The sequence below is a fragment of the Novosphingobium sp. G106 genome (assembly GCF_019075875.1).
Classification (GTDB): Bacteria; Pseudomonadota; Alphaproteobacteria; order Sphingomonadales; family Sphingomonadaceae; genus Novosphingobium.
The window spans coordinates 3329086-3354116 of sequence record NZ_JAHOOZ010000001.1 but is presented as its reverse complement, the minus strand read 5'-3'; the positions used below and the strand labels follow the sequence as shown (position 1 = coordinate 3354116).

At 67.4% G+C, this 25031-nt stretch carries 22 protein-coding genes, 1 tRNA gene and 1 pseudogene; 21 read left to right on the top strand and 3 right to left on the bottom strand.

Translation table 11 applies throughout. The features are described from left to right. Positions 1 to 8: 8 nt before the first annotated feature. The 21 genes and pseudogenes from murD to KRR38_RS15870 all read left to right on the top strand — a co-directional run bounded on the left by murD (position 9) and on the right by KRR38_RS15870 (position 22155). The gene (gene murD / locus KRR38_RS15965; protein ID WP_217403376.1) at positions 9 to 1355 is read left to right on the top strand and encodes a UDP-N-acetylmuramoyl-L-alanine--D-glutamate ligase; all 1347 of its coding nucleotides are present in this window, start codon (positions 9 to 11) and stop codon (positions 1353 to 1355) included. Next, on the top strand, positions 1355 to 2599 hold the full coding sequence (locus KRR38_RS15960) for an FtsW/RodA/SpoVE family cell cycle protein (protein ID WP_217403367.1): 1245 nt from the start codon (positions 1355 to 1357) through the stop codon (positions 2597 to 2599). The genes murD and KRR38_RS15960 overlap by 1 nt, the downstream gene beginning before the upstream one ends. Then, positions 2596 to 3776: pseudogene (gene murG, locus KRR38_RS15955) on the top strand (undecaprenyldiphospho-muramoylpentapeptide beta-N-acetylglucosaminyltransferase). Before KRR38_RS15960 ends, murG begins: the two are co-directional and overlap by 4 nt. Beyond that, positions 3773 to 5182, top strand: a complete 1410-nt coding sequence (murC, locus tag KRR38_RS15950) for a UDP-N-acetylmuramate--L-alanine ligase (RefSeq protein WP_217403365.1) — start codon at positions 3773 to 3775, stop codon at positions 5180 to 5182. The pseudogene murG and the gene murC overlap by 4 nt, the downstream one beginning before the upstream one ends. Continuing rightward, positions 5179 to 6072 carry a UDP-N-acetylmuramate dehydrogenase gene (gene murB / locus KRR38_RS15945; RefSeq protein ID WP_375293421.1) on the top strand — a complete coding sequence of 298 codons (894 nt, stop codon included), beginning with the start codon at positions 5179 to 5181 and terminating at the stop codon, positions 6070 to 6072. Before murC ends, murB begins: the two co-directional genes overlap by 4 nt. Continuing rightward, positions 6069 to 7016 (top strand): D-alanine--D-alanine ligase, encoded by a 948-nt coding sequence (locus KRR38_RS15940; RefSeq protein WP_217403364.1) that lies wholly within the window; start codon positions 6069 to 6071, stop codon positions 7014 to 7016. Before murB ends, KRR38_RS15940 begins: the two co-directional genes overlap by 4 nt. Continuing rightward, the gene (locus KRR38_RS15935; protein WP_217403362.1) at positions 7013 to 8056 is read left to right on the top strand and encodes a cell division protein FtsQ/DivIB; all 1044 of its coding nucleotides are present in this window, start codon (positions 7013 to 7015) and stop codon (positions 8054 to 8056) included. The genes KRR38_RS15940 and KRR38_RS15935 overlap by 4 nt, the downstream gene beginning before the upstream one ends. Next, the gene (gene ftsA, locus KRR38_RS15930) at positions 8056 to 9336 is read left to right on the top strand and encodes a cell division protein FtsA (protein WP_217403360.1); all 1281 of its coding nucleotides are present in this window, start codon (positions 8056 to 8058) and stop codon (positions 9334 to 9336) included. Before KRR38_RS15935 ends, ftsA begins: the two co-directional genes overlap by 1 nt. A 122-nt stretch (positions 9337 to 9458) precedes the next feature. Further along, positions 9459 to 11048, top strand: a complete 1590-nt coding sequence (gene ftsZ / locus KRR38_RS15925) for a cell division protein FtsZ (protein WP_217403358.1) — start codon at positions 9459 to 9461, stop codon at positions 11046 to 11048. 102 nt (positions 11049 to 11150) lie between these two features. Continuing rightward, positions 11151 to 13247, top strand: a complete 2097-nt coding sequence (locus KRR38_RS15920) for an SPOR domain-containing protein (RefSeq protein WP_217403357.1) — start codon at positions 11151 to 11153, stop codon at positions 13245 to 13247. Positions 13248 to 13433: 186 nt separating this feature from the next. After that, positions 13434 to 13919 (top strand): YbjN domain-containing protein, encoded by a 486-nt coding sequence (locus KRR38_RS15915; RefSeq protein ID WP_254514831.1) that lies wholly within the window; start codon positions 13434 to 13436, stop codon positions 13917 to 13919. Positions 13920 to 14091: 172 nt separating this feature from the next. Then, positions 14092 to 14856, top strand: coding sequence for a pyrroline-5-carboxylate reductase (locus KRR38_RS15910; protein WP_254515433.1), 765 nt, complete (start codon positions 14092 to 14094; stop codon positions 14854 to 14856). Positions 14857 to 14994: 138 nt separating this feature from the next. Continuing rightward, positions 14995 to 15738: a Bax inhibitor-1/YccA family protein gene (locus KRR38_RS15905; protein ID WP_217403347.1), complete on the top strand. Its 744-nt coding sequence runs from the start codon at positions 14995 to 14997 to the stop codon at positions 15736 to 15738. A gap of 130 nt (positions 15739 to 15868) precedes the next feature. After that, positions 15869 to 16603 carry a hypothetical protein gene (locus KRR38_RS15900; RefSeq protein WP_217403345.1) on the top strand — a complete coding sequence of 245 codons (735 nt, stop codon included), beginning with the start codon at positions 15869 to 15871 and terminating at the stop codon, positions 16601 to 16603. A gap of 107 nt (positions 16604 to 16710) precedes the next feature. Beyond that, positions 16711 to 16786: transfer RNA gene (locus KRR38_RS15895), tRNA-Ala, on the top strand. 79 nt (positions 16787 to 16865) lie between these two features. Further along, positions 16866 to 17918, top strand: coding sequence for a GTPase ObgE (gene obgE, locus KRR38_RS15890; protein WP_217403343.1), 1053 nt, complete (start codon positions 16866 to 16868; stop codon positions 17916 to 17918). A 163-nt stretch (positions 17919 to 18081) separates the two neighbouring features. Next, complete coding sequence (gene proB / locus KRR38_RS15885; protein ID WP_217403335.1) at positions 18082 to 19224, top strand: glutamate 5-kinase; 1143 nt, start codon at positions 18082 to 18084, stop codon at positions 19222 to 19224. Further along, positions 19221 to 19709: an NAD(P)H-binding protein gene (locus tag KRR38_RS37390; RefSeq protein ID WP_309141064.1), complete on the top strand. Its 489-nt coding sequence runs from the start codon at positions 19221 to 19223 to the stop codon at positions 19707 to 19709. The genes proB and KRR38_RS37390 overlap by 4 nt, the downstream gene beginning before the upstream one ends. Continuing rightward, the gene (locus tag KRR38_RS37385) at positions 19700 to 20128 is read left to right on the top strand and encodes a hypothetical protein (protein WP_309141063.1); all 429 of its coding nucleotides are present in this window, start codon (positions 19700 to 19702) and stop codon (positions 20126 to 20128) included. The genes KRR38_RS37390 and KRR38_RS37385 overlap by 10 nt, the downstream gene beginning before the upstream one ends. A 100-nt stretch (positions 20129 to 20228) precedes the next feature. Beyond that, positions 20229 to 21536, top strand: a complete 1308-nt coding sequence (locus KRR38_RS15875; protein ID WP_217403327.1) for an alpha/beta hydrolase — start codon at positions 20229 to 20231, stop codon at positions 21534 to 21536. A 115-nt stretch (positions 21537 to 21651) separates the two neighbouring features. Further along, complete coding sequence (locus tag KRR38_RS15870) at positions 21652 to 22155, top strand: EF-hand domain-containing protein (RefSeq protein ID WP_217403325.1); 504 nt, start codon at positions 21652 to 21654, stop codon at positions 22153 to 22155. 30 nt (positions 22156 to 22185) lie between these two features. Here KRR38_RS15870 and KRR38_RS15865 read toward each other — a convergent pair whose 3' ends face one another. Genes KRR38_RS15865 through KRR38_RS15855 form a run of 3 tightly spaced genes read right to left on the bottom strand, consistent with a single transcriptional unit; the run spans position 22186 to position 25031 of the window. Next, positions 22186 to 22989, bottom strand: a complete 804-nt coding sequence (locus KRR38_RS15865) for a phosphoadenylyl-sulfate reductase (protein ID WP_217403323.1) — start codon at positions 22987 to 22989, stop codon at positions 22186 to 22188. Continuing rightward, on the bottom strand, positions 22982 to 23410 hold the full coding sequence (locus tag KRR38_RS15860) for a DUF934 domain-containing protein (RefSeq protein WP_217403321.1): 429 nt from the start codon (positions 23408 to 23410) through the stop codon (positions 22982 to 22984). Before KRR38_RS15860 ends, KRR38_RS15865 begins: the two co-directional genes overlap by 8 nt. Beyond that, positions 23403 to 25031 carry a nitrite/sulfite reductase gene (locus KRR38_RS15855; protein WP_217403319.1) on the bottom strand — a complete coding sequence of 543 codons (1629 nt, stop codon included), beginning with the start codon at positions 25029 to 25031 and terminating at the stop codon, positions 23403 to 23405. Before KRR38_RS15855 ends, KRR38_RS15860 begins: the two co-directional genes overlap by 8 nt.

The following is a 25031-nucleotide window of genomic DNA, read 5'->3' as shown; positions in this document are numbered from 1 at the left end:
CGGGCGCTATGATCGTCTCGGACGCCTTCGCCGGTAAACGCTTCGCGGTCCTCGGTCTTGCCCGTTCGGGCCTGACCGCGGTCGAAGCCTTGCTGGCGAGCGGCGCAACCGTGACCGCCTGGGACAGCCGCGAGGAGCCGCGCCAGGTCCTGGTGGGCCGCAGTGGCGTCGATCTGGCCGACCCCGTAGGCATCGACCTGACCGGCTATGCCGGGGTCGTCGTCTCGCCCGGCGTACCGCTCAACCGCCACCCGATCGCCGAAGCGGCAGCACTCTACGGCGTCCCGGTGATCGGCGACATCGAGCTGTTCGCCCGCGCCCGGCCCAGCCTGCCGGCGCACCGCGTCGTCGGCATCACCGGCACCAACGGCAAGTCGACCACGACCGCGCTGGTCCATCATCTGCTGCAGAGCGCGGCGATCCCGGCGCGAATGGGCGGCAACATCGGCTTGCCGATCCTCGGCCAGAAGCCGCTCCAGGCCGGCGGCGTCTATGTGCTCGAACTGTCCAGTTATCAGATCGACCTGACGCACAGTCTCGACTGCGAGGTCGCCGCGCTGCTCAACCTCACGCCCGATCATCTCGACCGCTATGCCGATTTCGCCGCCTATGCCGCCTCCAAGGCACGGCTGTTTGCCATGCAGCGGGTCGATCATGATGCCGTCTTCGGTGTCGGTGATGCCGAGACCGCGGCGATCGCCGGCTGGGAAGCCGGCCGCCGCAGCGCCGATCGCGTCCACCGCGTCACCGGCGAGGACCTGCTTGAGCTGCAACCGAACTGGCCCTCGCTGCAGGGCCCGCACAATCTCCAGAATGCCGCTGCCGCGGTCGCCATCGTCGAGGCTCTGGGCGTGACGCGTGCGCAATGGCAGGCAGCGGTGCCGACGTTTCGCGGGCTGCCGCACCGCATGGAGCGCGTCGCCGAAGTGGGCGGCGTGCTGTTCATCAACGACAGCAAGGCGACCAATCCCGCCTCTGCCGCGCCGGCGCTGGCCGCCTTCCCGCCGAGGCCGGAGCGTCGGATTCACTGGATCGTCGGCGGCCTGCCCAAGGGCGACGACCTCGACGACTGCGCGCCCTATTTCGGCAATGTCGCCGCAGCCTATACGATAGGCGATGCCGGCCCGCTCTTTGCCGATCTGCTCGCCCCGCACATGCCCGTGCGGCGCAGCGAAATGATGTGCGAGGCCATTCGCGAGGCGATCGAGGCTGCCCATCCCGGCGACATCGTCATGCTTTCGCCCGCCTGCGCCAGCTTCGACCAGTTTCGCGACTACGAGGCGCGCGGTGACAACTTCCGCCAGATCGTCGAGGCCCTGACCAATCCCGACAGCACCGGGGAGTCGCCCTGCTGATGGCAACCCATCCCCCTCTCATTCCTGGCGTCGGCCCGGCGCCCGCGCAGAATGGAGCGCAGGCCCGCCAGCGCTATCGCCGCAACCGCCGCAGCGAATTCACCATCTGGTGGCGCGAGATCGACCGTGTGCTGCTGACGCTGATCCTCTCGGTCATGGCGATCGGCACGGCTGCTGTCGCCGCCGCCTCCCCGGCGAGCGCGCGGCGCCTGTCGACCGCGGCAGCGCATCTCGACGACCTGCATTTCTTCATTCTCCACCTGCGCTGGCAGGCGATCGGCCTGCTGGTGATGCTGGGTGCTTCGTGCTTGCCCAAGGACGCCGCACGCCGCGCGGGCATCGTGCTCGGCGCGGCCATGCTGGTCGGCCTTGCACTCGTGCCCGTGGTCGGCAGCGAAGTGAACGGTGCGCGGCGCTGGCTCAACCTGGGCATTTCGCTGCAGCCATCGGAATTCCTCAAGCCCGCCTTCGCGATCGGGCTTGCCTGGATCCTGTCTTGGCGCGTGCGCGATCCCAATATCCCGGTGATCTCGATCAGCGTCGGCATCATGGGGCTGGTCGGCGGGCTGCTGATGCTCCAGCCGGACTTCGGCTCGACCATCCTGTTCGCTTCGGTCTGGTTCGTCCTCGTGCTGCTGTCGGGCATTTCGGTACGGCGCATCGGCATTGCCGGTGGCGCCGGCGTCGCCGCGATGGTCGCGACCTACCTGCTCTACGACAACGCCCGCCACCGCATCGACGCCTTCCTCGGCGGTGGCACGGCTTTCGACCAGGTCGACCTCGCGCAGCGCACCTTGCTGGCGGGCGGCTGGACGGGCAGCGGGCTCTGGCTCGGCACGCGCAAGCTGGCGCTGCCCGAGGCGCATACCGACTATATCTTTTCGGTGATCGGCGAGGAATTCGGCCTCTGGGTCTGCGCTGTGATCGTGCTGCTCTATCTCGCGATCATCGTGCGCGTGCTGCTGCGGCTGGTGGAAGAGGAAGACCTCTTCACCGTTCTCGCCGCTACCGGGCTTACCGCGCAGCTCGGCGGGCAGGCTTTCATCAATATCCTGGTGAACCTGCAACTGTTCCCGTCGAAGGGCATGACCCTCCCGCTGATCTCCTACGGCGGCTCCTCGACGGTCGCCCTCTGCCTCGGCGTCGGCTTCCTGCTGGCGATCACGCGGCGCAATCCCTTCATCACGCGTGAGGGCCTGAGTCCGAGGGACCTCGGCGCGCGCGACCACGGAGCAAGAAAATGAGTGCGGTCAGCCGCCACTATGTGCTCGCCGCGGGCGGCACCGGGGGACACCTGATCCCCGCTTTCGCGCTGGCGACCGAACTCGAACGGCGCGGGCATCATGTCGCGCTGATCACCGACGAGCGTGGCGCCGCGATCCCCGGCAAGCCCGCCTCGCTGACCGCGCACGTGCTGCCGGCCGGGCGCCTGCAGGGAAAGAACCCGCTGAGCTGGATCAAGGGCATCAAGGGCATCCTCGAAGGCCGACGCATGGCGCTGCGCCTGTTCGAGAGCTTCGAGCCTTCGGCCGTGGTCGGCTTCGGCGGCTATCCGGCGCTGCCCGCGCTGCTCGCCGCGACCTCTGCTAAGATCCGAGCCTGATCCACGAGCAGAACGCAGTGCTCGGCCGAGTGAATCGGTTTCTCGCCGGCAGGGTCGACGCCGTCGCCACTGCCTACCGCGAGGTCGACCGGCTTTCGCCCAAGCTCGCCGAGAAGGTCCACCTCGTCGGCAATCCGGTGCGCGACGACGTGCTTGCCTTGCGCGAGCGTCCGTTCCCCGCCTTCACCGCCGACGGCCTGCTGCGTGTTCTCGTGACCGGCGGTAGCCAGGGCGCGCGGGTGCTGTCCGAAGTCGTGCCCGATGGCCTGTCGATGCTGCAGCCCGCGCTGCGCGCGCGCTTGCAGGTGATCCAGCAGTGCCGGCCCGAGGATATTGAAGCGGTTCGCGCGCGCTATGCCGGGCATGACATCCCTGCAGAGCTCGGTACCTATTTCGAGGACATGGCCCAGCGCCTCGCCGACGCGCACCTGTTCATCGGCCGCGCCGGCGCCTCGACCATCGCCGAACTGACCGCAGTGGGCCGCCCGGCGATCCTCGTGCCGCTGCCGATCGCCACCGACGACCACCAGACGGCCAACGCCCGCGAGATGGCCGCTTCGGGTGGCGCGCGCGCGATCCGGCAGGAGAAGTTCACCGGCGCCGAGCTCGCCAAGCAGATCCAGGCGATGGCCCAGCATCCCGAGACCCTGGCCAATGCCGCACATGCCGCGTGGAACTGCGGCTATCCCCGCGCTGCTTCGGACCTCGCCGACCTCGTCGAAAGCTTCGGTGGCGCACCGCTGATGGACGTGATCCGCGTGGCCAACCAGCCTACGCCCTCGGGCCAGGAAGCGCTGGCGCTGGAGACCGCCGAGTGAAGGGCGTCGGCACTGAAATCGGCACGATTCATTTCGTCGGCATCGGCGGCATCGGCATGTCGGGCATTGCCGAGGTGATGAACAACCTCGGCTATACCGTGCAGGGATCTGATATCGCCGAGGGCTATGTCGTCGAAGGCCTGCGCAAGCGCGGCATCAAGGTGATGATCGGCCACGCCGCCGAGAACATCGGCGATGCCGCGGTGGTCGTCACCTCTACCGCCGTGAAGCGCGACAATCCCGAAGTGGTCGCCGCGCTCGAGCACCGCGTTCCCGTCGTCCGCCGCGCCGAGATGCTGGCCGAGCTGATGCGGCTCAAGAACACCGTCGCCGTGGCCGGCACCCACGGCAAGACCACGACGACCTCGATGGTCGCCTGCCTGCTCGACGCGGGCGGGATCGACCCGACCGTGATCAACGGCGGCATCATCAACTCCTACGGCTCGAACGCACGTCTCGGCGCGAGCGACTGGATGGTGGTCGAGGCCGACGAGAGCGACGGCTCGTTCCTGCGGCTCGACGGGACGATCGCGGTCGTCACCAACATCGATCCCGAGCATCTCGACCACTACGGCTCGTTTGAGCGGGTGAAGGAGAGCTTCGTCGAATTCATCGAGAACGTGCCGTTCTATGGCGCGGCGGTGCTCTGCATCGACCATCCCGAAGTCCAGGCGGTAATCCCCAAGGTCCGCGACCGCCGGGTCATAACCTACGGCTTCTCGGCCCAGGCCGATGTGCGCGGCGAGGCGGTGACGCCGGTGCCGGGCGGCAACCGCTTCGACGTGGCGCTGCGCCAGCGCGACGGCAGCTTCCGCCGGATCGAAGGCATCGAACTGCCGATGCCCGGCCGCCACAACGTCCAGAACGCGCTCGCCGCGGTCGCCGTCGCGGCCGAGATGGGCTGTACCGACGAGGTCATCCGCACCGGCTTCGGCAACTTCGCCGGGGTCAAGCGGCGGTTCACGAAGGTCGGCGAAGTAGCCGGCGCCGCGATCATCGACGACTACGGCCACCATCCGGTCGAGATCCGGGCTGTGCTCGCCGCCGCGCGCGAGGGCGTGAAGGGCAGGGTCATTGCCGTGGTCCAGCCGCACCGCTTCACCCGTTTGCGCGACCACATGGAAGACTTCCAGGCCGCCTTCAACGACGCTGACATTGTCTATGCCGCGCCGGTTTATGCCGCGGGTGAGCAGCCGATCGAGGGCATCACCTCGGATGCGATGGTCGTCGGGATGAAGGACCGCGGGCACCGTTCCGCCCAGGTGATCGCCGGCGCCGACGCCCTGGCCGATGTGCTCGCTGAAAGCCTGCAGGACGGCGACATGGTCGTCTGCCTCGGCGCGGGTGACATCACCAAGTGGGCCGCGGGCCTGGCCGACGCAGTCGGCAAGCGGAGGCCCGCATGATGGCCGATGCGCTTCCCCGCGCTGCGGGCAAGCTGACGCAGAACGCTCCGCTCGCGCCGCTGGTCTGGTTCAAGGCGGGCGGTGCGGCCGAGTGGCTGTTCGAACCCAAGGACCTCACCGACCTGCAGGGCTTCCTGTGCGATCTCGATCCCGCGACACCAGTCATGGCGCTCGGGCTAGGTTCCAACCTGATCGTCCGTGACGGCGGCGTGCCCGGCGTTGTCGTGCGGCTCGGCAAGGCCTTCGCCAAGGTCGAGGCCGTGGACGAAGTCACGCTCAACTGCGGCGGCGGTGCCAGCGGCATCCTGGTATCCTCGACCGCGCGCGACGCGGGCATCGCCGGCGTCGAATTCCTGCGCTCGATCCCCGGCACCGTCGGCGGCTTCGTGCGGATGAACGGCGGCGCCTATGGCGGCGAGGTCAAGGATATCCTGATCGACTGCGACGTGGTCCTGCGCTCGGGCGAACTCAAGACGCTGCCCGTCGCCGATCTCCACTATACCTACCGCCATTCCGAATTGCCCGAAGGCGCCATCGTCGTCGCCGCGCGGTTCCGCGGGAAGCCCGGCGAACCCGCGGCGATCCAGGCCGAGATGGACCGCATCGCCGAATCCCGCGAAGCCTCGCAGCCGCTGCGCTCGAAGACCGGCGGTTCGACCTTCAAGAACCCGCCCGGTCACAAGGCCTGGGAACTGGTCGATGCGGCCGGCTGCCGCGGCTTCGCTTTGGGCGGCGCGCAGGTGAGCGAGAAGCACACCAACTTCCTGATCAACATGGGCGATGCCAGCAGCGCCGACATCGAAGGTCTGGGCGACGAGGTGCGGCGCCGAGTGAAGGAAAACTCGGGTGTTGAACTCGAATGGGAAATTCAAAGGGTAGGTAACAAGTGAGCCTCGGTAAGCTTCATGTCGCGGTTCTGATGGGCGGCTGGTCCAGCGAGCGCCCGGTTTCGCTGATGAGCGGCGAGGGCGTGGCGAAGGCGCTCGAGTCCAAGGGCCACAAGGTCACCCGTGTCGACATGGGCCGTGATGTCGCGCTCAAGCTCGCCGAAGCCAAGCCCGACGTCGTGTTCAACGCGCTCCACGGTACGCCGGGCGAAGACGGCACGGTCCAGGGCATGATGGACCTGATGGGCCTGACCTATACCCATTCGGGGCTCGCCACCTCGGTCATTGCGATCGACAAGGAACTGACCAAGCAGACGCTGGTGCCGCATGGCGTGCCGATGCCCGGCGGCCGCATCGTCGAGACCGCTGAGCTCTATGAGCGTGATCCCCTGCCGCGACCCTATGTGCTGAAGCCGGTCAACGAGGGCTCGTCGGTCGGCGTGGCCATCGTCACCGCCGAGGGCAACTACGGCAATCCGATTAGCGCCGAGGCCAAGGGCCCCTGGCAGGAGTTTGATAGCCTGCTTGCCGAGCCGTTCATCCGCGGCAAGGAACTGACCACCGCGGTGCTCGCCGACAAGGCGCTGCTGGTGACCGAGCTCAAGCCCAAGTCGGGCTTTTACGACTTCGACGCCAAGTACACCGACGGCATGACCGACCACATCTGCCCGGCCGAGATTCCCGACGAGATCACCGAGGCCTGCAAGTCGATCGCGCTCCAGGCGCATCGCCTGCTCGGCTGCCGCGGTACCAGCCGGTCGGACTTCCGCTGGGACGACAGCCAGGGCGTCGAGGGCCTGTTCCTGCTCGAAGTGAACACGCAGCCCGGGATGACTCCGCTCAGCCTCGTGCCCGAGCAGGCGCGGCACCTAGGCATGGATTATGCCGATCTCGTCGAGGCGATCATCGCCGAAGCGCTCGAAGACGCCAAAGCGAGGGCCGCATGAGCGCGCAGACACTCAAGCGCAAGGCTCCCACGGCGCGCAAGGTCGCCGCGCAGCAGGGCACGGCGCGCAAGGTGCGCACCGCAAAGGCGCGGACCGGTTCGGTGTTCGATCGGATCATGGCCTGGATACCGTTCAGCGAGGAGCAGCTCCACCGCATTTTCCTCGCGGTGATCCTCGGTGGCGCGGCAGCGCTCGCCTGGTTCGTCGCGGGCTTCGCCGGCCTGCCGGCCATGGCTGGGCAACAGCTCGCCCAGGTCGCCGGCGATGCGGGCTTCGAGGTGCGCCGCGTCGACGTGCGCGGAGTCAAGCATCTCAACGAGCTCAAGATCTACGAGCGCGTTCTCGCCGAGCGCAACCAGGCCATGCCGCTGGTAGATATCGCCGCGCTGCGCGAGGAACTGCTGCAGCTCTCGTGGGTGCAGGATGCGCGGGTTTCGCGCCAGCTGCCCGATACGCTGGTGATCGATATCGTCGAGCGCGTGCCGCATGCCGTGCTCAGGAAGCCCGGCCGCCTGGTTCTGATCGATGCCGAGGGCAACGAGCTCGAGCCGGTCAGCGCCGAGCGCGCCAAGGGCATGCTCGTGGTCGGCGGGCCGGGCGCGGGCAAGCAGGTGGTGGCGCTGTCGCAGTTGCTCGAGGCGGCGCCGGCGCTCAATCCACAGGTGCGCGAGGCCGAATGGGTCGGCAACCGCCGCTGGAACATCACCTTCAAGACCGGCCAGGTCCTCGCGCTACCCGAAGGCGAGCAGGCTTCGGCCAAGGCGTTGATGTCCTTCGCTCGGCTCGACGGCACCAACCGTCTGCTCGGCGGCCGGGTCGCCGCCTTCGACATGCGCGCTTCGGACCGCATCTATCTGCGCGTGCCCGACCGCGGCAAGGACGAGGAACTCGGCGCCAAGCCCAAGGCCAGTGAGTCCGGCGATGCCAAGCCGGCTTCGAGCAAGGCCACGACCACCAAGACCGCCGATGCGACGCCGGCCGCGACGAAGGCCGCGTCAGCCGCCAAGAAGACCGCTTCCGCCAAGGAGGAAATAGACTAATGGCCACGCCCCGTATCAGCCGCGTCTTCGGTGCGGTCAACATGGGCTCTTTCCGCATCTCGGCGATGATCGCCGGGATATCCGAAACAGGCGAGATGATCGTCCTCGGCTCGGGCCACCGCGCCAGCCAGGGGATCAAGCGCGGCTACGTCACCGACATGACCGCAGCCACTTACGCAGTGCGCGACGCGATCGAGCGGGCCGAGCGGATGGCCAATACCAGCGTCTCGTCGGTCTGGATCGGCTGCTCGGGTGCCGGGCTCGCCAGCCAGGTTGCGCAGGTCGAGGTCGACATCGGCGGGCGCCGGATCGAGCAGGACGACATCGACCACCTGCTGGTTGCCGGCCGCGACGTGATCCAGCCCGAAGGGCGCATGGTGCTTCACGCCCAGCCGGCTCACTACACGCTCGACGGCGCGCACGGCGTCGCCAATCCCCGCGGGCTCCATGCCGAGCGGCTGGGCGTCGATATCCACGTCATGTTGGCGGACGGCGCGCCTATCCGCAATCTGACCGAGGCCGTCCAGAACGCGCACCTCGACGTCGAGGCGGTAGTCGGTTCGCCGATCGCCGCCGGCCATGCCTGCCTCTCGCCGGAGGAGCGCGACCTCGGCGTCGGCCTCGTCGAGATCGGTTCGGAAGTGACCAACGTCTCGGTCTATTTCTCGGGCATGCTGATCGGCATGGCTTCGATCCCGATCGGCTCGGGCGACATCACCGATGCCATCGCATCGTGCTTCGGCATCCGCCGCTTCCAGGCCGAGCGGTTGAAATGCGTCAATGGCTCGGCCATCGCCAGCCCGACCGACCACCGCGAGATGATCCCGGTCAACGCGCCGGGCGAGGAAGGCACGGGACCGATCGCGCGCCATGCAGACGACAAGAACCGCATTCCGCGCGCGGAGCTCGTCTCGGTCATCACCGGCCAGCTCGGCCGGCTGATGGAGGAGGTCAACAAGGCCTTGAAAGGCCTCGGCTTCACCAGCCAGCGCGGCCAGCAGGTCGTGCTCACGGGCGGCGGCGCGGAGCTCGTCGGCCTTGCCGACTATGCCCAGGCGGCGCTGGGCAAGCCGGTGCGCATCGGCAAGGCGCCCGCACTGACCGGTCTGGCTGAAACGCACCTCAAGCCGGGGTTCGCAACGCTCGCGGGGCTGGTACTCTATGCTGCGGCCGACCCCGTCGACATCCGCGCGATCGGCCCGAGTTATCAGCCGACATTGCGCTATGGCGGGCTCGGATTGGTGAACCGTGTGTATCGCGCGGTGAAGGAATATTTTTAGGCTGGCGTGGTGGGCGACATCCGGCTGTGGACAATGGTTAAACCGCCTTTGATTCGACGAGTCGAAGCGTGCAATTTGCAGGGATCGGAATTCCCTTTCGCTCGCCTGCCGGGAGTAGAGCAATGAGCATCAATATTGGCCCGCCCGCCATCGAAGAACTTCGTCCCCGCATCACCGTGATCGGTGTCGGCGGTGCTGGCGGCAACGCCATCGCCAACATGATCAACGCCGAGATCGAAGGCGTCGACTTCGTCGTGGCCAACACCGACGCGCAGTCGCTCAACAACTCGATCGCCGAGCATCGTATCCAGCTGGGCACGGACATCACCAAGGGGCTCGGTGCGGGCGCCCGTCCCGAAGTGGGCAAGGCCGCGGCCGAAGAAAGCCTCGCCGAGATCGATCGCGCGCTCGAAGGCGTGCACATGTGCTTCATCGCCGCGGGCATGGGCGGCGGCACGGGCACCGGCGCGGCGCCGGTCATCGCCAAGGCCGCGCGCGACAAGGGCGTTCTGACCGTCGGCGTCGTCACCAAGCCGTTCCTGTTCGAAGGCACCCGCCGCATGCGTTCGGCCGAAGCCGGCATCGAGGAACTGCAGCGCCACGTCGACACGCTGATCGTCATTCCCAACCAGAACCTGTTCCTCGTCGCCAAGGCAGAGACCACGTTCAAGGAAGCCTTCACCCTCGCGGACGAAGTGCTCCAGCAGGGCGTCCGCTCGATCACCGACCTCATGGTCATGCCGGGCCTGATCAACCTCGACTTCGCCGACGTTCGCTCGGTCATGGGCGAGATGGGCAAGGCGATGATGGGCACCGGCGAAGGCCAGGGCGAGAACCGCGCGCTCGAAGCCGCGGAACGTGCGATCGCCAATCCGCTGCTCGACGGCGTTTCGATGCAGGGCGCCAAGGGCGTCATCATCTCGATCATCGGCGGCGACGACATGAAGCTGCTCGAAGTCGACGAAGCGGCGAACCACATCCGCGAGCTGGTCGATCCCAACGCGAACATCATCTGGGGTTCGGCCTTCAATCCCGACCTCCAGGGCAAGATCCGCGTTTCGGTCGTCGCCACCGGCATCGAGCAGAGCGCCGAGATGGCCGAGATCGCCGCGCGTCCGCTCAACCTCACGGCCTCGCGCGGCCCGATCCGCCCGGCAATCGTGGCGCCGGCGCCTGCTCCCGAGCCGGTGTTCCAGCCCGCGCCGGCAGCGGTGCCGCTGGCCTCCGAGCCCGAGCCGATCGCGGCAGTGGCCGAGGAAACGCCCGTGGCCAACGACCTCGATCTCGACGGTTTTGCCGAGGAAGCCGAAGCCTTCGAGCTGACCGACGAGGATGCTGGCGCCGAGGAAGACGTGACCCAGGCCGGTTATGCCAGCCTCACCGGTGTCCGCGCCGGCCGCGGGGATGCGCTGGATCTCGGTCTCGACCAGGTTGACGAGGCGGAGAGCGCGCAGGACGATCTGCTGCAGAACGCCAACCGCCTGGCAGAGGAAGATGCTCCCGTCTCGCCGCTGGTGACGCGGCGCAAGCCGGTCGGGGCGCCGGGTGCCGGCGGCGGCAAGGGTCCCGTCGCGGGCAATACGCTGTTCGAGCGCATGGCCAATCTGTCGCGCGGGGTGAAGCCCGCCGCGGCCGAGGAAAGCGATGACGACGAGGACGACGGTTCCGCGATCTCCATCCCGCGCTTCCTCGGGCGTCAGAACAACCAGTAGGGTCGTTCGTCCGCGGTTCATCTCGGCGAATGCATCGAAAATAAGATAAGCTCGGGCCGGCTCGCCCGGCCTGGAGTCGCGCGCGCCATGGGTAACGGACGGATGCTGAAGGCATACAGGCTTGGCGCATTGGCGTCGTTGCTGGCCATCGCGGGAGCGGGACAGGCAGTGGCGCAAGGCGTGCCGCACCGGGGTTCGACCCAGGGTACGGCACGGCCGTCCGCCGGACAGCCGGCGATCTCGCAGCCGGTCGTGCAGGCTCTTCCCAGTAGCGACGGCATGACGCTCGACGCGGCGCTTGGCCGCCTGGCGCGCGACCCGCGCGATATCTCCGCGCTGATCGATGCCGGCAATGCCGCGCTGGCGATGGGCGACGTCGACGCAGCCACAGGCTTCTTCCGCCGCGCCGACCAGGTCTCGCCGGGCAATCCGCGGGTCAAGGCGGGGCTCGCCGGGGCGATGGTGCGCAACGGCGATCCCTTCGGGGCGATCCCGCTGTTCGACGAGGCCGAGAAGGCGGGTGCGATGGACACCGCACTGGCCGCCGACCGTGGGCTCGCCTACGATCTCGTCGGCGACAACGCTGCGGCGCAGAAGTTCTATCGCCAGGCACTGGCGCGTGGTCCCAGCGAAGAGGTGGTCCGGCGGCTGTCGCTCAGCCTGGCGATCAGCGGCGACAAGCACAATGCCGAGCTGATCCTCTCACCGCTGCTCCAGAATCGCAATCTCGCCGCCTGGCGCACGCGCGCCTTCGTCCTGGCAATCCTGGGCCAGACCGAGGAGGCGGTGAGCATCGCCAACACCATCCTGCCTTCCGAACTCGCGACCGGCGTGGCGCCCTACCTGCGCTACATGCCGCGGCTGACTCACGCCCAGCAGGCGGCAGCCGCGAATTTCGGCCAGTTCCCGCGGGCTTCCGAGATCGGCCGCGATGATCCGCGGGTCGCGCTCTATGCGCCCAAACAGACCACCGTCGCCGCGGCCGACGCCAAGCTCACCCCGCAGGGCGAGCCGCTGGGCCGCAAGGGGCGTGGGCGGGATCGGAACCGCGACCGCAAGACCGCAACCGCGAGTTTGGACGCGATGCCCGGCGTGCCCGACATCAGCCGGAACACGCGTCTCGCACCCGAACCGCCGCCGCCGGCGCGCGAGGTGACTGCCAGTGCCGGTACGCCGGCTCCGATCGCGCGTCCCTCGTCGACGCGTTCTCCCGCTCCGGTGGCGCAGGTTGCCATGGTCCCGACGCCGGCGCCGACCCCTGCTTCTACGCTGCCGCCCGGCTTCGCGCCGACCCAGCCGTCGCGACCTGCGGCGACCACGCCGGCTCCTGCGGTTGCTCTGCCGCCCGGTTTCACCCCGAGCGAGCCGGCGCGTCCCGCCGCGGCACCGCCAACACCCGCTGCCTCGGCGCCGCGGCCCGGCTCCGGTATGCTCGCCGTGTCGCCCGGCTTCAGCATCGCGCCGACTGCGCCCGCCACCGCGCCGCCCGTCGCTCCGCTTGCCGCATCACCGACGCCCGCGCCGTCACCGCCCCCACCCGCGGCGAGGCCGGTCCCCGTGCCTGCGCCCCCGCCGCGCCGCCTGGCCGACGTCTTCGCTGAATTCGCTCAGCCGACCACCGATGCGACCCCGGCCGCGGGTGCGGTCGACCTGCGCAGGATCAAGCCTGGTCGGGCCGACGCCAAGAAGGCCGCTGAGCCGGTCAAGCCGCCGCCGCCGAGCCATCCCAGCCGCATCTGGGTCCAGATCGCCACCGGCCGCGACAAGGCGGCGCTCGGTTACGACTGGCGCCGCATGACGCGCGACAAGGCCGAGGTACTGCGTGGCAAGGGATCGTTCGTCAGCGCCTGGGGTCAGACCAATCGCCTGCTGACCGGCCCGTTCCCGAGCGAGTCCGCGGCCAATGCCTTCATCGCGCAGCTGCGCCGGGCCGACATCGACGGCGCCTTCGTCTGGACAAGTCCTGCCGGGCAGGTCGTCGATTCGCTGGGCTCCGCTCCAGCCGAGCCGGTGGCCAAGCCGGCGACCAAGTCGCGTCGCGGCGCGGCTGCGACCGAGACGGAAAAGCCTCGCCGTGGGGCCGCGACGGAGACCGCGCGGACGCGCCGCGGTAGAGCTTCTTCCGAACGGACCTCGACGCGGCGAGAGGCGGATTCCGAGCCTGCAGCAGATCGGAAGAAGCGCGGTCGCCGCCGCTGAACGGGGGGTGCGGCAACTCGATTGTCCACACTTTGTTAACAGAGTTATAAAGTTTTGCTCAGGCCATATCGCCGGCTCCATTGTGTGCGGGGCAGCGACCGAAGCATCCAGCGGCATGGCAATGTTCATGACCACGATCAGGACTACGAAGGCGGTACCCAATCCATGCGAACAGATCAGGATATCATGAACAGGGACGAGGACGCCGCTCCGGTCGACATGCTGGCCTCGCTGTTCGAAGCGCGGGGCTGGACCTACGAGTTCGTAAGCGAGGATGAGATCACCGGCGAGGTCCAGGGCGCCTGGGCTAGCTACCAGATCCAGGCGATCTGGCGGTCCGAGGACCACGTCCTGCAGATCCTCTGCCTGCCCGACATACGCATGACCGACGAGAAGCGCGGGCCCGTGTTCGAAGTCCTCTCGCTTATCAACGAGCAGCTCTGGCTCGGCCATTTCGACGTCTGGTCGAACGGCGGCGTCGTGCTTTACCGCCACGGGCTGATGCTCGGCGACGACGGCCTGCTCAGCCCCAGCCAGGCCCAGGTCGCAGTGGAAACCGCGATCGAGGAATGCGACCGCTTCTATCCGGTGTTCCAATTCATCCTCTGGGGCGACAAGTCGCCGGCCGAGGCGCTCGCCGCGGCGCTGGTGGACGCGGCGGGCGAGGCCTGAGTTTACTTTCCTTACGGGCTGGGGCTACGCGAGAAGTAATTTAGAGGGCTCAAGACTTGCGGCGCCCGGAGGAGAGCCCCCTCTGATAGCACCGCGCTATCCTCCCTTCATTGGGAAGTCTTGAAGCGGATTCACTGTGCTCGAAACCATTCTCATCGTCGGCTGCGGCAACATGGGCGGGGCCATGCTTGCGGGCTGGCTGGCCGGCGGGCTGGCGCCCTCGGGTTTCACCGTGGTCGATCCCGTGCTCACCGAAGCGCCTGCTGGCGTGACGCTGTTGCGCGAACTGCCGCAGGGCGCCGCCTTCGACGCGGTGCTGCTCGGGATCAAGCCGCAGATGCTGGGCGAACTGGCGCCGTCGATCGCACCGTTTGCGCGCGGCGATACGACCGTGCTGTCGATCCTTGCCGGGGTCGAGCTGGCGACACTTGCGGCACGTTTCCCAGATGCCGGGGCGCTGGTGCGAATGATGCCGAACCTCGCGGCGGCGATCGGCAAGTCGCCGATCGCGCTGGCTGGGGAAGGGCTGGATGACGCGGGCAGGACTGAAGTCACCGCGCTGCTCGCGCCACTGGGTACGCCCGAATGGCTGGCGAGCGAGAGCCTGTTCGACGTGGTGACCGCGCTGGCCGGATCCGGTCCGGGCTTCGTCTATCGCTTCATCGACGCACTCGCCGCGAGCGCCTCGGCGCTGGGGCTGGACCCTGCACAGGCACAGCGGCTCGCGCTGGCAACGGTTGAGGGCGCATCGCTGCTCGCCGCGGCTTCGCCGCATTCGCCGGCACAGCTCGCCGACCGCGTCGCCAGCCCCGGCGGCACGACGCGGGCGGGGCTCGATGTGCTCGATGCGGATAAGGCATTGGCGCAGTTGATCGAAGCAACTCTGCGCGCGGCGGCCGATCGCGGCGCTGAAATGGCGCGGGCCGCGCGCGGTTGAAAGCCGACTCTGGGCTGACTCCAGCAACATTTCGTTACAAATCGGTTCCGCCGGTTTTTCTTGAATGTTTACCTGTTCGGTCCGATATTGCGGGGGTCCGGCATTCCGCATCGTGCGGGCCGGGAAAAGGAGTTTGCAATGGCCAACTGGAACGACCCCCAGCTCGATAGATCGGGCTTCGGAGCGTCTCCGAGCCTGAACGGCGCGGCGATCGGCGGGGCGACCTACGATCAGGGCCTGCGCCGGCATATGCTTTCGATCTACAATTACATGGCTTCGGGCGTGTTGCTCTCGGGAGTGGTCGCGCTGCTCGTCGCTTCGTCTGAAGCCGGCCAACAGATGATGCGCTCGCCGCTGTGGCTGGTCTTAGCGATCGCGCCGCTGGGCTTCGTCTTCGCGATGAGCTTCGGCCTCAACCGTATGAAGACCACGACGTTGCAGGGCCTGTACTGGGCGTTCTGCACGGTCATGGGCCTCTCGATGGCGACCATCTTCGTGCGCTATACCGGCACCTCGATCGCAACGGCGTTCTTCGCCGCGGCGGCTTCGTTCGCCGGCCTCAGCCTCGTGGGTTACACCACGAAGAAGAGCCTGAGCGGCCTGGGCACCTTCATGACCATGGGCCTGATCGGCCTGCTGGTCGCAATGGTGATCAACATGATCTGGCCGATGCCGGGTCTGGCGGCCGCGATCCCGTTCCTCGGCGTGCTGATCTTCGCCGGCCTCACCGCTTGGGACACGCAGCGCCTCAAGAACGAGTACCAGTACGTGCAGGGCACCGAGCTTGCGGGCAAGGTTGTGGTCATGGGCGCGCTGTCGCTCTACCTGGACTTCGTCAACATGTTCCAGTTCCTGCTCAGCATCCTCGGCGACCGTCGTTGAAATATGGCGCTAAGATCTGGCGCTAAAGAAATCCGCTGAAATGCTTGTGCCCGGCGCGCCATTGGTCGCGCCGGGCATTTTCTTTGCGCACGCCACGGGCTAGGAAAGCGCTTCCCATCGGTGACGCTGAGTGAAGCATTTGAAAATACGGCAATCGATCCTGGCCGGCGCGGCTCTTGCGCTCGTTTCCACGCTGGCTGCCTGCGGTCCGAAGGCCCCGCCCGTGATCGCACCGCCGCCGCCGAAGATGGTCGTCATCCCACCGCAGCCGATGCCGCCGCGCGGCGCCTCGCCCAATCTCGTGACGCCGCCGATCAACACCTACGGCGTGCGCCAGACGATCAACACCGGCATCTCGCCGGCGCAGACCACCTGGAACCTGCGCTCGGCCTACAACGTCGCCGCGCTCAACTGCATGGACCCCAAGCACGCGCAGATCCTCGTCAACTACCGCGAGTTCCTCAAGACCCACGCCAAGAAGTTGACCCAGGTCAACAAGACCGTGGACAACGAATTCAAGGCGAAGTTCGGCCCGCGGTTCATCGCCCCGCGCGAGCTCTACATGACCCAGGTCTACAACTATTTCGCGCTGCCACCGACGCAGTCGTCGTTCTGCGACGCCGCTCTGGCGATGAGCAACGAGGCGGCAACGCTGAAGTCGGCCGATATCGACAGCTTCGCCGCGCGCAACCTGCCGTCGATCGAGCAGGTTTTCCTGCGCTTCTACACGAGCTTCGATCAGTACCGCGTCGACCTGGCCGCCTGGCAGGCGAAATACATGATGACCGGGACCGCGCCGGTACCCGCTCCACAACCGCTGAGCTATCAGCTGTCGCCCACGCCGGCGCAGGCGCCGGCGCAGTAAGTTTCGCCGACTTCAATTTTGCTCTTTCAAGCGCGGTGCCTCTTCGCTAAGGGGGCCGCTCCGCGGGCGGCCGAAGCCAATTCGCTACTCGCAAATCGCACTGGAACGGGGCCGTAGCTCAGCTGGGAGAGCGCGTCGTTCGCAATGACGAGGTCAGGGGTTCGATCCCCCTCGGCTCCACCAGTGCAGATTGTTTCAACCCCGAGTGGTCCGCTTCCCGTCGTGGTTCGACAAGGTCGCCACGTTCAGGCTATTTAGTCCCATGCATTTTCTCGACCAGGCCAAGATATTCATCCGCGCCGGCGCCGGCGGGGCCGGGGCTGTCGCCTTCCGGCGCGAGAAGTATGTCGAGTACGGCGGGCCCAACGGCGGCAACGGCGGCAAGGGCGGCGATATCATCTTCGAGGCGGTTCCCGGCCTCAACACGCTGATCGACTTCCGCTACACCCAGCACTTCAAGGCGCAGCGCGGCGGTGGCGGGGCCGGCACGAACCGCACCGGAGCTGCGGGCAAGGACCTTGTCATCAAGGTTCCGATCGGCACCCAGGTCATCGACGACGATCAGGAAACGGTGCTCGCCGATCTGACCGAGCCGGGCCAGCGCGTCACGCTGCTCGAAGGCGGCATGGGCGGGCGTGGCAACGCCTCCTACAAGACCTCGACCAACCGCGCGCCGCGCCAGCACCAGCCGGGCATGCCCGCCGAAGAGATGTACGTCTGGCTGCGGTTGAAGCTGCTCGCTGACGCGGGCCTCGTCGGCCTGCCCAATGCCGGCAAGTCGACCTTCATCAACCAGATATCGAACACCAAGGCCAAGGTCGGCGACTACGCCTTCACCACCTTGCGTCCGCAGCTGGGTGTGGTGTCGCACCGCAACCGCGAATTCGTCCTGGCCGACATCCCGGGGCTGATCGCCGGCGCCGCCGAAGGCGCGGGCGTGGGAGACCGTTTCCTCGGCCATATCGAGCGCTGCCGCGTGCTGATCCACCTGATCGACATCCACGGCACCGATCCCGCCGATGCGCTGGCCATTATCGAGGAGGAGCTCGAGGCTTACGGCGCCGGCCTTGAGGACAAGCCGCGGTTGATCGCGCTCAACAAGATCGACCTCGTCGACAAGGAACTGGTCACCGCCTTCACCAAGGAATTGAAGGCGGCAGGCGCCAAGAAGGTCTTCCCGATCTCGGGCGCGACCGGCAAGGGGATGGACAAGCTGCTCGACGCGGTGATCGATCACCTGCCCGCCGCGACGGTGACCGAACGTCCCGACGGCGAGCAGGAAGAGCTCGACGAAACGCCCTGGTCGCCGCTCTGATCCTTTGCTCTCAAGCTCAGTCACCCCTCGAAGGCAGGGGCCCAGATTAGCTTTCCTTGTTATTGCGACGTTTGCGGTCGACCGAGAGGTTATCTGGACCCCTGCCTTCGCAGGGGTGACGAAATTGGTTCTAATTACTCATACAATTCATTAGTCGCCCCCGATGCCCATCGCCCGCCTTTCCGACCTTGCCGACAAGACGGCCTGCCCGCGCCTGGTGGTGAAGGTCGGCTCGTCGCTGCTGGTCACGCGCGAGGGGCCGCGGCGCGCTTGGCTCGAAGGGCTGGTGGCCGAGATTGCTGCCGCCAAGGCGCGCGGGCAGGACGTCATCGTCGTCTCCTCGGGCGCAATTGCGCTGGGCGCGACCACCCTGGGCCTGGACAAGGGCGGACGCGGCAGCCTCGCCGATGCGCAGGCCGCCGCCGCCGTTGGCCAGATCGCGCTGTCGGGGCTCTGGGCCGAACTGCTCGGCCGCCACGGGCTGACCGCGGCGCAACTGCTGCTGACGCTCGAGGATCTCGAGGACCGTCGCCGCTATCTCAATGCCACGGCCACGCTGACCCGGCTGCTCGATGCCGGCGCGGTGCCGGTGATCAACGAGAACGATTCGGTCGCCACCCAAGAAATCCGCTTCGGCGACAACGATCGCCTTGCCTCGCGTGTCGCCCAGGCGGCGCGCGCCGATGCGGTACTGCTGCTGTCCGATGTCGACGGGCTTTACGACCGCAATCCCAAGGAAGCGGGCGCCAAGCTCCTGCCCGAAGTCCACGGCGTGACCGCCGAGATCCACGCCATGGCCTCGGGCGATTCCAGCTCGGGCCTCGGCTCGGGCGGCATGACGTCGAAACTGCAGGCCGCTGAGATCGCCGGGCTGGCCGGGATTGCGCTGGCCATCGCCAACGGCATCCATGAGGCGCCGATCGCGCGCGCGACGGACGAGGGCATCGGCACGCTGTTCCTGCCGAAGGACGTACGTGGCCGCAAGGCCGGCGCGCGCAAGGCCTGGCTCGGCGGGCGGCTGCGGCTGCGCGGTGCCCTGACCGTCGACGCCGGCGCCGCCGGTGCGCTCGCCAAGGGCTCGAGCCTGCTTGCCAAAGGCGTCACCGAGGTCGAGGGCCTGTTCCAGCGCGGCGACGCGATCGCCATCCGCGACGGCGAGGGGCGCATTCTGGCGCATGGCCTGTCCGAGTACGATGCCGTCGAATGCGCGCGGCTGATCGGCACCCATTCGAGCGAACAGGCCGATATCCTCGGCTATGCGCCGCGCTCGGCCGTGGTGCATCGGGACCAGCTAATCCTGCTATGACAATTGCGATCACGGGAGGCACCGGCTTCGTCGGCCAGGCGCTGATCGACCAGGCGAGGGCGCAGGGCGTGGTCGTCCAGGCGCTCGCGCGAAAGCCGCAGCAGCGCCGCGACGGTGTCGAGTGGATTGCCGGCGACCTTGCCGACCGCCCGGCGCTGGCCGAGCTGCTCAAGGGCGTCGAGGCCGTGGTCCACGTTGCCGGCCTCACCAGCGCGCGGCATGCCTCCGAATTCGAGGCGCCCAATGTCACGGGGACGCTGGCGGTGATCGAGGCGGCGCTTGCCGCGGGGGTCCAGCGGCTGGTTTTCGTCTCCTCGCTGTCCGCGCGCGAGCCGAGCCTTTCGGCCTATGGCGCGTCCAAGGCGCGCGCCGAGCGACTGGTCAAGGCCAGCGGGCTCGACTGGACGATCGTTCGCCCGCCGGCGGTCTACGGCCCGCACGACAAGGACATGTTCGAGCTGTTCCGCGCCGCCAAGTGGGGGTAATCCCGACGCCCAAGGACGGCCGCGCCTCGCTGATCCATGCCGATGATCTCGCCCGGCTGCTGCTGGCGTTGATCCCGGGCGGCGAGGGCGTGTCGCACCACTGTTTCGAGCCCGACGATGGCAAGCGCGGCGGCTGGAGCCACTACGAGCTCGCCCGGATGATCGGCTGGGCGGTCGGGCGCCGGCCCAAGGTGATCGGCCTGTCGAAGCGCACGATGGAATGGGCCGCCAAGGCCGACGGCATGCTGCGCGGCGCCAAGGCCAAGCTGACGCTCGACCGCGTCGGCTACATGACCCATCCCGATTGGGTGGTGAGCCTCGGCGGCCGTGTTCCCGCCGCGCTCTGGCGCCCGCGGGTGGAGACGCGCGAGGGGATGAAGGCCACGGCCAAATGGTACCGCGAGCAGGGCTGGCTCTGACGGAGCTGCGGCTCTTGTGTGTCATTTGCAACTTAGCGTTTCGGCAAAGGCACCGGTGGACATAAGCTCCGCGGCATTCCCGATTCGAGGAGATGCCCCGATGTCGACCGAGACCGCCGCTATCGCCGACGAACAATGGATTCAGGGCACGGGCGGCAAGATATTCACGCGCCACTGGGATCCCGCCGACGCGGCCAAGGCAAACCTCGTGCTCTGCCACGGGGTCAACTCGCACGGCGGCCAGTATATCCGCGCGGGCCAGGAATTTTCGGCGCGCGGTTTTGCGGTAACCGCGCTCGACCTGCGCGGGCGTGGGCGCTCGGAAGGCGAGCGCTTCTATGCCGAGTCGGTGGATGACTACGTGTCCGACCTGTCGCTGGCGATCGACTACGCCAAGTCGCGCCATCCAGAACTGCCGACCTATCTGCTCGGCCACAGTGCGGGCGGGGTGACTTCGGTCAGCTATGCGCTCGATTATCAGGACCGGATCGACGGCTTGATCTGCGAGAGCTTCGCCCTCCGCGTCTATGCGCCGAACTTCGCGCTCAAGGTGCTCGAGGGCGCGAGCCACTTCTTCCCGCACGCCCACGTTCTGAAGCTCAAGATGGAGGACTTCTCGCGCGATCCGGAATGGGTGGCCCAGCTCCTGGCCGATCCCTTGACGCTCGACGAGGTCCAGCCCGTTGCCACCGTCGCTGCCCTGGCGCGTGCCGGCGAGCGGTTTGACCGCGAGTTCCCGCGGATCACCCTGCCAGTCTTCATCATCCACGGCACGGCCGACAAGGCGACGCGCCCTGACGGCAGCCAGCAGTTCCATGACCAGGTGGGCTCGGCCGATAAGACGCTCAAGCTCTACGAGGGCTATTATCACGACATGCTCAACGATCTCGGCCGCGAGGCGGTGTTCGATGACGTCGTCGCCTGGATCGACGCTCGGCTGGGTAGAGCGATCCCGTTGGGGGGCATGATCATGCGGTGGGCAGCAGCACTCCTGGCGCTGGCCCTTGCCGCGCCGGCGCAGGCCGCACCGCCCGACATCTTTGGCGCCTGGCGGATCACGGAAGCGCAGGTCGCGCCCTGGGCCAAGCCGGACTCGGGCTTCAGCGTCGAGGAGCAGCACCGGCTGATCGGCAGCAATCTGACCTTCGCCAAGACGCGGATCACCGGCCTCCGGCCGCTGGGGTGCCAAAAGCCGCACTACCGCTTCCTCGAAGCCGCGCCCGACTATCTGTTCCAGGGCGGGCTGACCGATAATCCGGCGGCGCAGGCCACGGCGCTGGGCTTCCACCTGCCGACGATCACCACGCTGGAAACCGGCTGTGCGGGCTGGATCGACTTCCACTTCGTCGATGCCCGCACCGCGCTCTTCGGGCTCAACAACATGATCTATACGGTGCGCAAGCAGTAGCCTGCGACAATTGGCGACCAAGTCGCGGTTGCCGGTAAATCCGCGCGACAGATAGAAAAGGCCAGGGGAGCAGGCAGGGCCGGCGTGATGGCGCTTGGCCGATGAAAGGGTCTCGATGAAAAAGTTTGCACTTCTTGGGGTGGCCGCGATCATCGCGCTGTCCGCACCTGCCCTGGCTCAGGACGGTCCCATGGGCGGCCCGGGCCGCCCGCGCGGCCCCATGCCCGATCCCTACGGCGACGCCACGGTCGCCAAGGCCGACGCTGCGAAGGCCGCCGGCGAGCGCTTCGACGCGATCGACACGAACCACGACGGTACGCTGTCGGGCGACGAGCAGGACGCGGCGATGCAGGGCCCCGGTGGCCGCATGCTGCGCCGGTCGGACCTCAATGCCGACGGCAAGATCACCAAGGCCGAATATCTCGAAGCCGCGGCCAGCCGCTTCGACATGATGGACGCCGATCACGACGGCCAACTCACCAAGGCGGAGCGCGATACCTTCCGCGAAAAGATGCGCGCCCGCATGGGCGCCGGTGGCGGCGGAATGGGTGGTGGCGGTTGGGGCGGCGGCTCCGGCGGGCCGGGCGGCTCCGAAGGTTCAGGCGGTCCGGGCCAATAGGGCCCGGACTACCGTTCAGGACACCGGCCCCTAGAACACCGGATCGTAGCCCGGAGGCAGCTCGCCCTCATCACCGTCGTCCGGCTGGCCGGGGACGTGGATGCCGCACTCGACCTTGTCCCAGCCGCGCCAGCGGCCCGCGCGCGGGTCTTCGCCCGCCGCGACAATGCTGGTGCAGGGCGAGCAGCCGATCGAGGGATAGCCTTCGGCCACCAGCGGATGCGCCGGCAGGTCATGCTCCTCGACATAGGCGGCAAGATCCTCGGCCGACCAGTCGATCAGCGGGTTGATCTTGAGCCGGCCCTGGGCGTCAGAACTGTCGATCTCGAAGCGCGGCAGGTTGGCGCGGGTCGAGGACTGGAAGCTCTTGCGCCCGGTCAGGGTCGCGTCGTAGCCGGCGAGCGCCTTGGCCAGCGGCTTGACCTTGCGGATCTCGCAGCAGCCGTCTGGGTCATAGGACCAGCGCAGGCCGCTCTCGTCCTTCTTGGCCAGATCGGCCTCGTCAGGCGTCAGGTTGATGACGTTGGTCAGCCCCAGCTTCTCGATCAGCGTGTCGCGATAGGCCAGCGTTTCGGGGAAATGCTTGCCCGTCTCGAGGAACAGCACGGGGATATTAGGATCGACGCGCGAGATCAGGTGCAGCAGCACCGCGCTCTCGGCGCCGAAGCTCGACACCACGGCGACGTCGCCGGCGAGCCCGCTCTTGAGCACGCTCGTCAGCATCTCGATCGTGTCGGTCCCACGGAACATGCGGTTGAGGCGGATCGCATCCGCCTCGGTGAAGCGCGGTCCCGTGTCGATACGGTCTACGGCGCGCACTTGTATGTCAGCCATGCCTCTTTGCCCAGATGGGCTGTCGTCCGTCCGCAGTCGCCTGGTAGACGTCCGTCCAGCGATTGAAAGCATTCTCCGCGTCGACCGGGTCGAGCGGCTTTTCGGGGGCGAAACTGTCGAAGCCGCAGCGCCGCAGGTGGCCGAGCTGGTCGACGAAGACCGCACCGATCGCGCGCAGTTCGCCATCATAGCCCGCTTCGCGCAGGATACGCGCCGCCGAATAGCCGCGGCCATCGGTGAAAGCGGGGAATTCGACTTCGACGAGCCGGATACGGTCGAGCACTGGCAGCAGCGCACGCGCATCGTCGCCCGTCTCGAGGCGGACGGCGGCGGCGTTGGTCTGTTCGCCGAAAGCGTCGACGGTCACGGCCGGGTCAGCCACGGGCTCGTCGTCACGGAAACGGTACTGCACTTCAACCATAGATAGCTTCCTTGAACGGCGCCATGCCGATCCGGCGGTAGGTGTCGAGGAAGCGCTCATCGCCTTCCTTGTTGGCGAGGTAGACGTCGGTGGCCTTCTCGACCGCGTCGACGATGCCGTCCTCGCTGAAGCCCGGGCCGGTGATCTGGCCGAGCGACGTATCCGCACCTTCCGAGCCGCCGAGCAGCAGCTGGTAGTTCTCGACGCCCTTGCGGTCGACGCCGAGGATGCCGATGTGGCCGGCGTGGTGATGACCGCAGGCGTTGATGCAGCCCGAGATCTTGAGCTTGAGCTCGCCGATCTGCTCCTGCTTCGGGGCGAACCGCTCGGAGATCTTCTGCGCGACCGGGATCGAGCGGGCATTGGCCAGGCTGCAGTAGTCGAGGCCCGGGCAGGCGATGATGTCGCCGATCGAGTCGAGGTTCGCGGTCGACAGTTCGGCCGCATCGAGCTTCTGCCACAGCGTGTAGAGGTCGGCCTTCTTCACATGCGGGAAGACGATGTTCTGGGCGTGGGTCACGCGCAGCTCGTCGAACGAGTAGTCGCGAGCGAGGTCGGCCATCAGGCGGATCTGGTCTGCGCTGGCGTCACCGGGGATGCCGCCGACCGGCTTGAGGCTGACCACGGCGATGACATAGCCGGCCTGCTTGTGAGCGATCGTGTTGTTCTTCACCCAGAGCGCGAAGTCGGGATCGCTGAGATCGAGGTCATCCGAAACGCCTGCCTCGAAAGCCGGATCGGCGAAATAGGGGACTATCCGCTCGAGCTCGGCCAGCGGCGGCTCGATGCCCTGGGTCAGCAAGTGCGCGAACTCTTCCTCGACCTGGCGGGTGTATTCCGCCTTGCCAATCTCGTGGACCAGGATCTTGATCCGCGCCTTGTACTTGTTGTCGCGCCGGCCGTAGCGGTTGTAGACGCGCAGGCAGGCCTCTGAATAGGTGATCAGCTGGTCGAGCGGCACGAAGGGGTTGATCAGCGGCGCGATCATCGGCGTGCGGCCCATGCCGCCGCCGACGTAGAAGGCGCAGCCGATCTCGCCCTTGTCGTTCTTGATCATCTGGATGCCGATGTCGTGCAGGCGCATGGCCGCACGGTCGGTGTCGCTGGCGATCACCGCGATCTTGAACTTGCGCGGCAGTGCGAGGAATTCGGGGTGGAAGCTTGACCACTGGCGCAGCAGCTCGGCATAGGGACGCGGATCGACCAGCTCGTCCTTGGCGGCGCCGGCGTACTGGTCGGAACTGATGTTGCGGATGCAGTTGCCGCTGGTCTGGATGGCATGCATCTCCACCGTCGCGAGGTCGGCCAGAATGTCCGGCGCCTCTTCCAGCTTGATCCAGTTGTACTGGATGTTCTGGCGCGTGGTGAAGTGGCCATAGCCGCGGTCATACTTGTCGGCGATGTCGCCGAGCATGCGCATCTGGGCCGAGCTCAGCGTTCCGTAAGGAACGGCTACGCGCAGCATGTAGGCGTGGAGCTGAAGGTAGAGGCCGTTCTGCAGGCGCAGGGGCCGGAACTGCTCCTCGGCCAGCGTGCCGTCGATGCGGCGGCGGGTCTGGTCGCGGAATTCCTCGACGCGGGTGTCGACCATGGCCTGGTCATAGCTGTCGTACTTGTACAT

Coding starts and splice junctions, on each gene's coding strand:
- KRR38_RS15905 (WP_217403347.1), top strand. CDS start 14,995: ATGGCCAACTGGAACGACCCCCAGCTCGATAGATCGGGCTTCGGAGCG.
- obgE (WP_217403343.1), top strand. CDS start 16,866: ATGCATTTTCTCGACCAGGCCAAGATATTCATCCGCGCCGGCGCCGGC.
- murB (WP_375293421.1), top strand. CDS start 5,179: ATGATGGCCGATGCGCTTCCCCGCGCTGCGGGCAAGCTGACGCAGAAC.
- KRR38_RS15915 (WP_254514831.1), top strand. CDS start 13,434: ATGAACAGGGACGAGGACGCCGCTCCGGTCGACATGCTGGCCTCGCTG.
- murD (WP_217403376.1), top strand. CDS start 9: ATGATCGTCTCGGACGCCTTCGCCGGTAAACGCTTCGCGGTCCTCGGT.
- ftsZ (WP_217403358.1), top strand. CDS start 9,459: ATGAGCATCAATATTGGCCCGCCCGCCATCGAAGAACTTCGTCCCCGC.
- KRR38_RS15910 (WP_254515433.1), top strand. CDS start 14,092: ATGGGCGGGGCCATGCTTGCGGGCTGGCTGGCCGGCGGGCTGGCGCCC.
- KRR38_RS15935 (WP_217403362.1), top strand. CDS start 7,013: ATGAGCGCGCAGACACTCAAGCGCAAGGCTCCCACGGCGCGCAAGGTC.
- KRR38_RS15875 (WP_217403327.1), top strand. CDS start 20,229: ATGTCGACCGAGACCGCCGCTATCGCCGACGAACAATGGATTCAGGGC.
- KRR38_RS15855 (WP_217403319.1), bottom strand. CDS start 25,031: ATGTACAAGTACGACAGCTATGACCAGGCCATGGTCGACACCCGCGTC.
- KRR38_RS15920 (WP_217403357.1), top strand. CDS start 11,151: ATGCTGAAGGCATACAGGCTTGGCGCATTGGCGTCGTTGCTGGCCATC.
- KRR38_RS15865 (WP_217403323.1), bottom strand. CDS start 22,989: ATGGCTGACATACAAGTGCGCGCCGTAGACCGTATCGACACGGGACCG.
- KRR38_RS37390 (WP_309141064.1), top strand. CDS start 19,221: ATGACAATTGCGATCACGGGAGGCACCGGCTTCGTCGGCCAGGCGCTG.
- KRR38_RS15960 (WP_217403367.1), top strand. CDS start 1,355: ATGGCAACCCATCCCCCTCTCATTCCTGGCGTCGGCCCGGCGCCCGCG.
- ftsA (WP_217403360.1), top strand. CDS start 8,056: ATGGCCACGCCCCGTATCAGCCGCGTCTTCGGTGCGGTCAACATGGGC.
- KRR38_RS15860 (WP_217403321.1), bottom strand. CDS start 23,410: ATGGTTGAAGTGCAGTACCGTTTCCGTGACGACGAGCCCGTGGCTGAC.
- KRR38_RS15870 (WP_217403325.1), top strand. CDS start 21,652: ATGAAAAAGTTTGCACTTCTTGGGGTGGCCGCGATCATCGCGCTGTCC.
- proB (WP_217403335.1), top strand. CDS start 18,082: ATGCCCATCGCCCGCCTTTCCGACCTTGCCGACAAGACGGCCTGCCCG.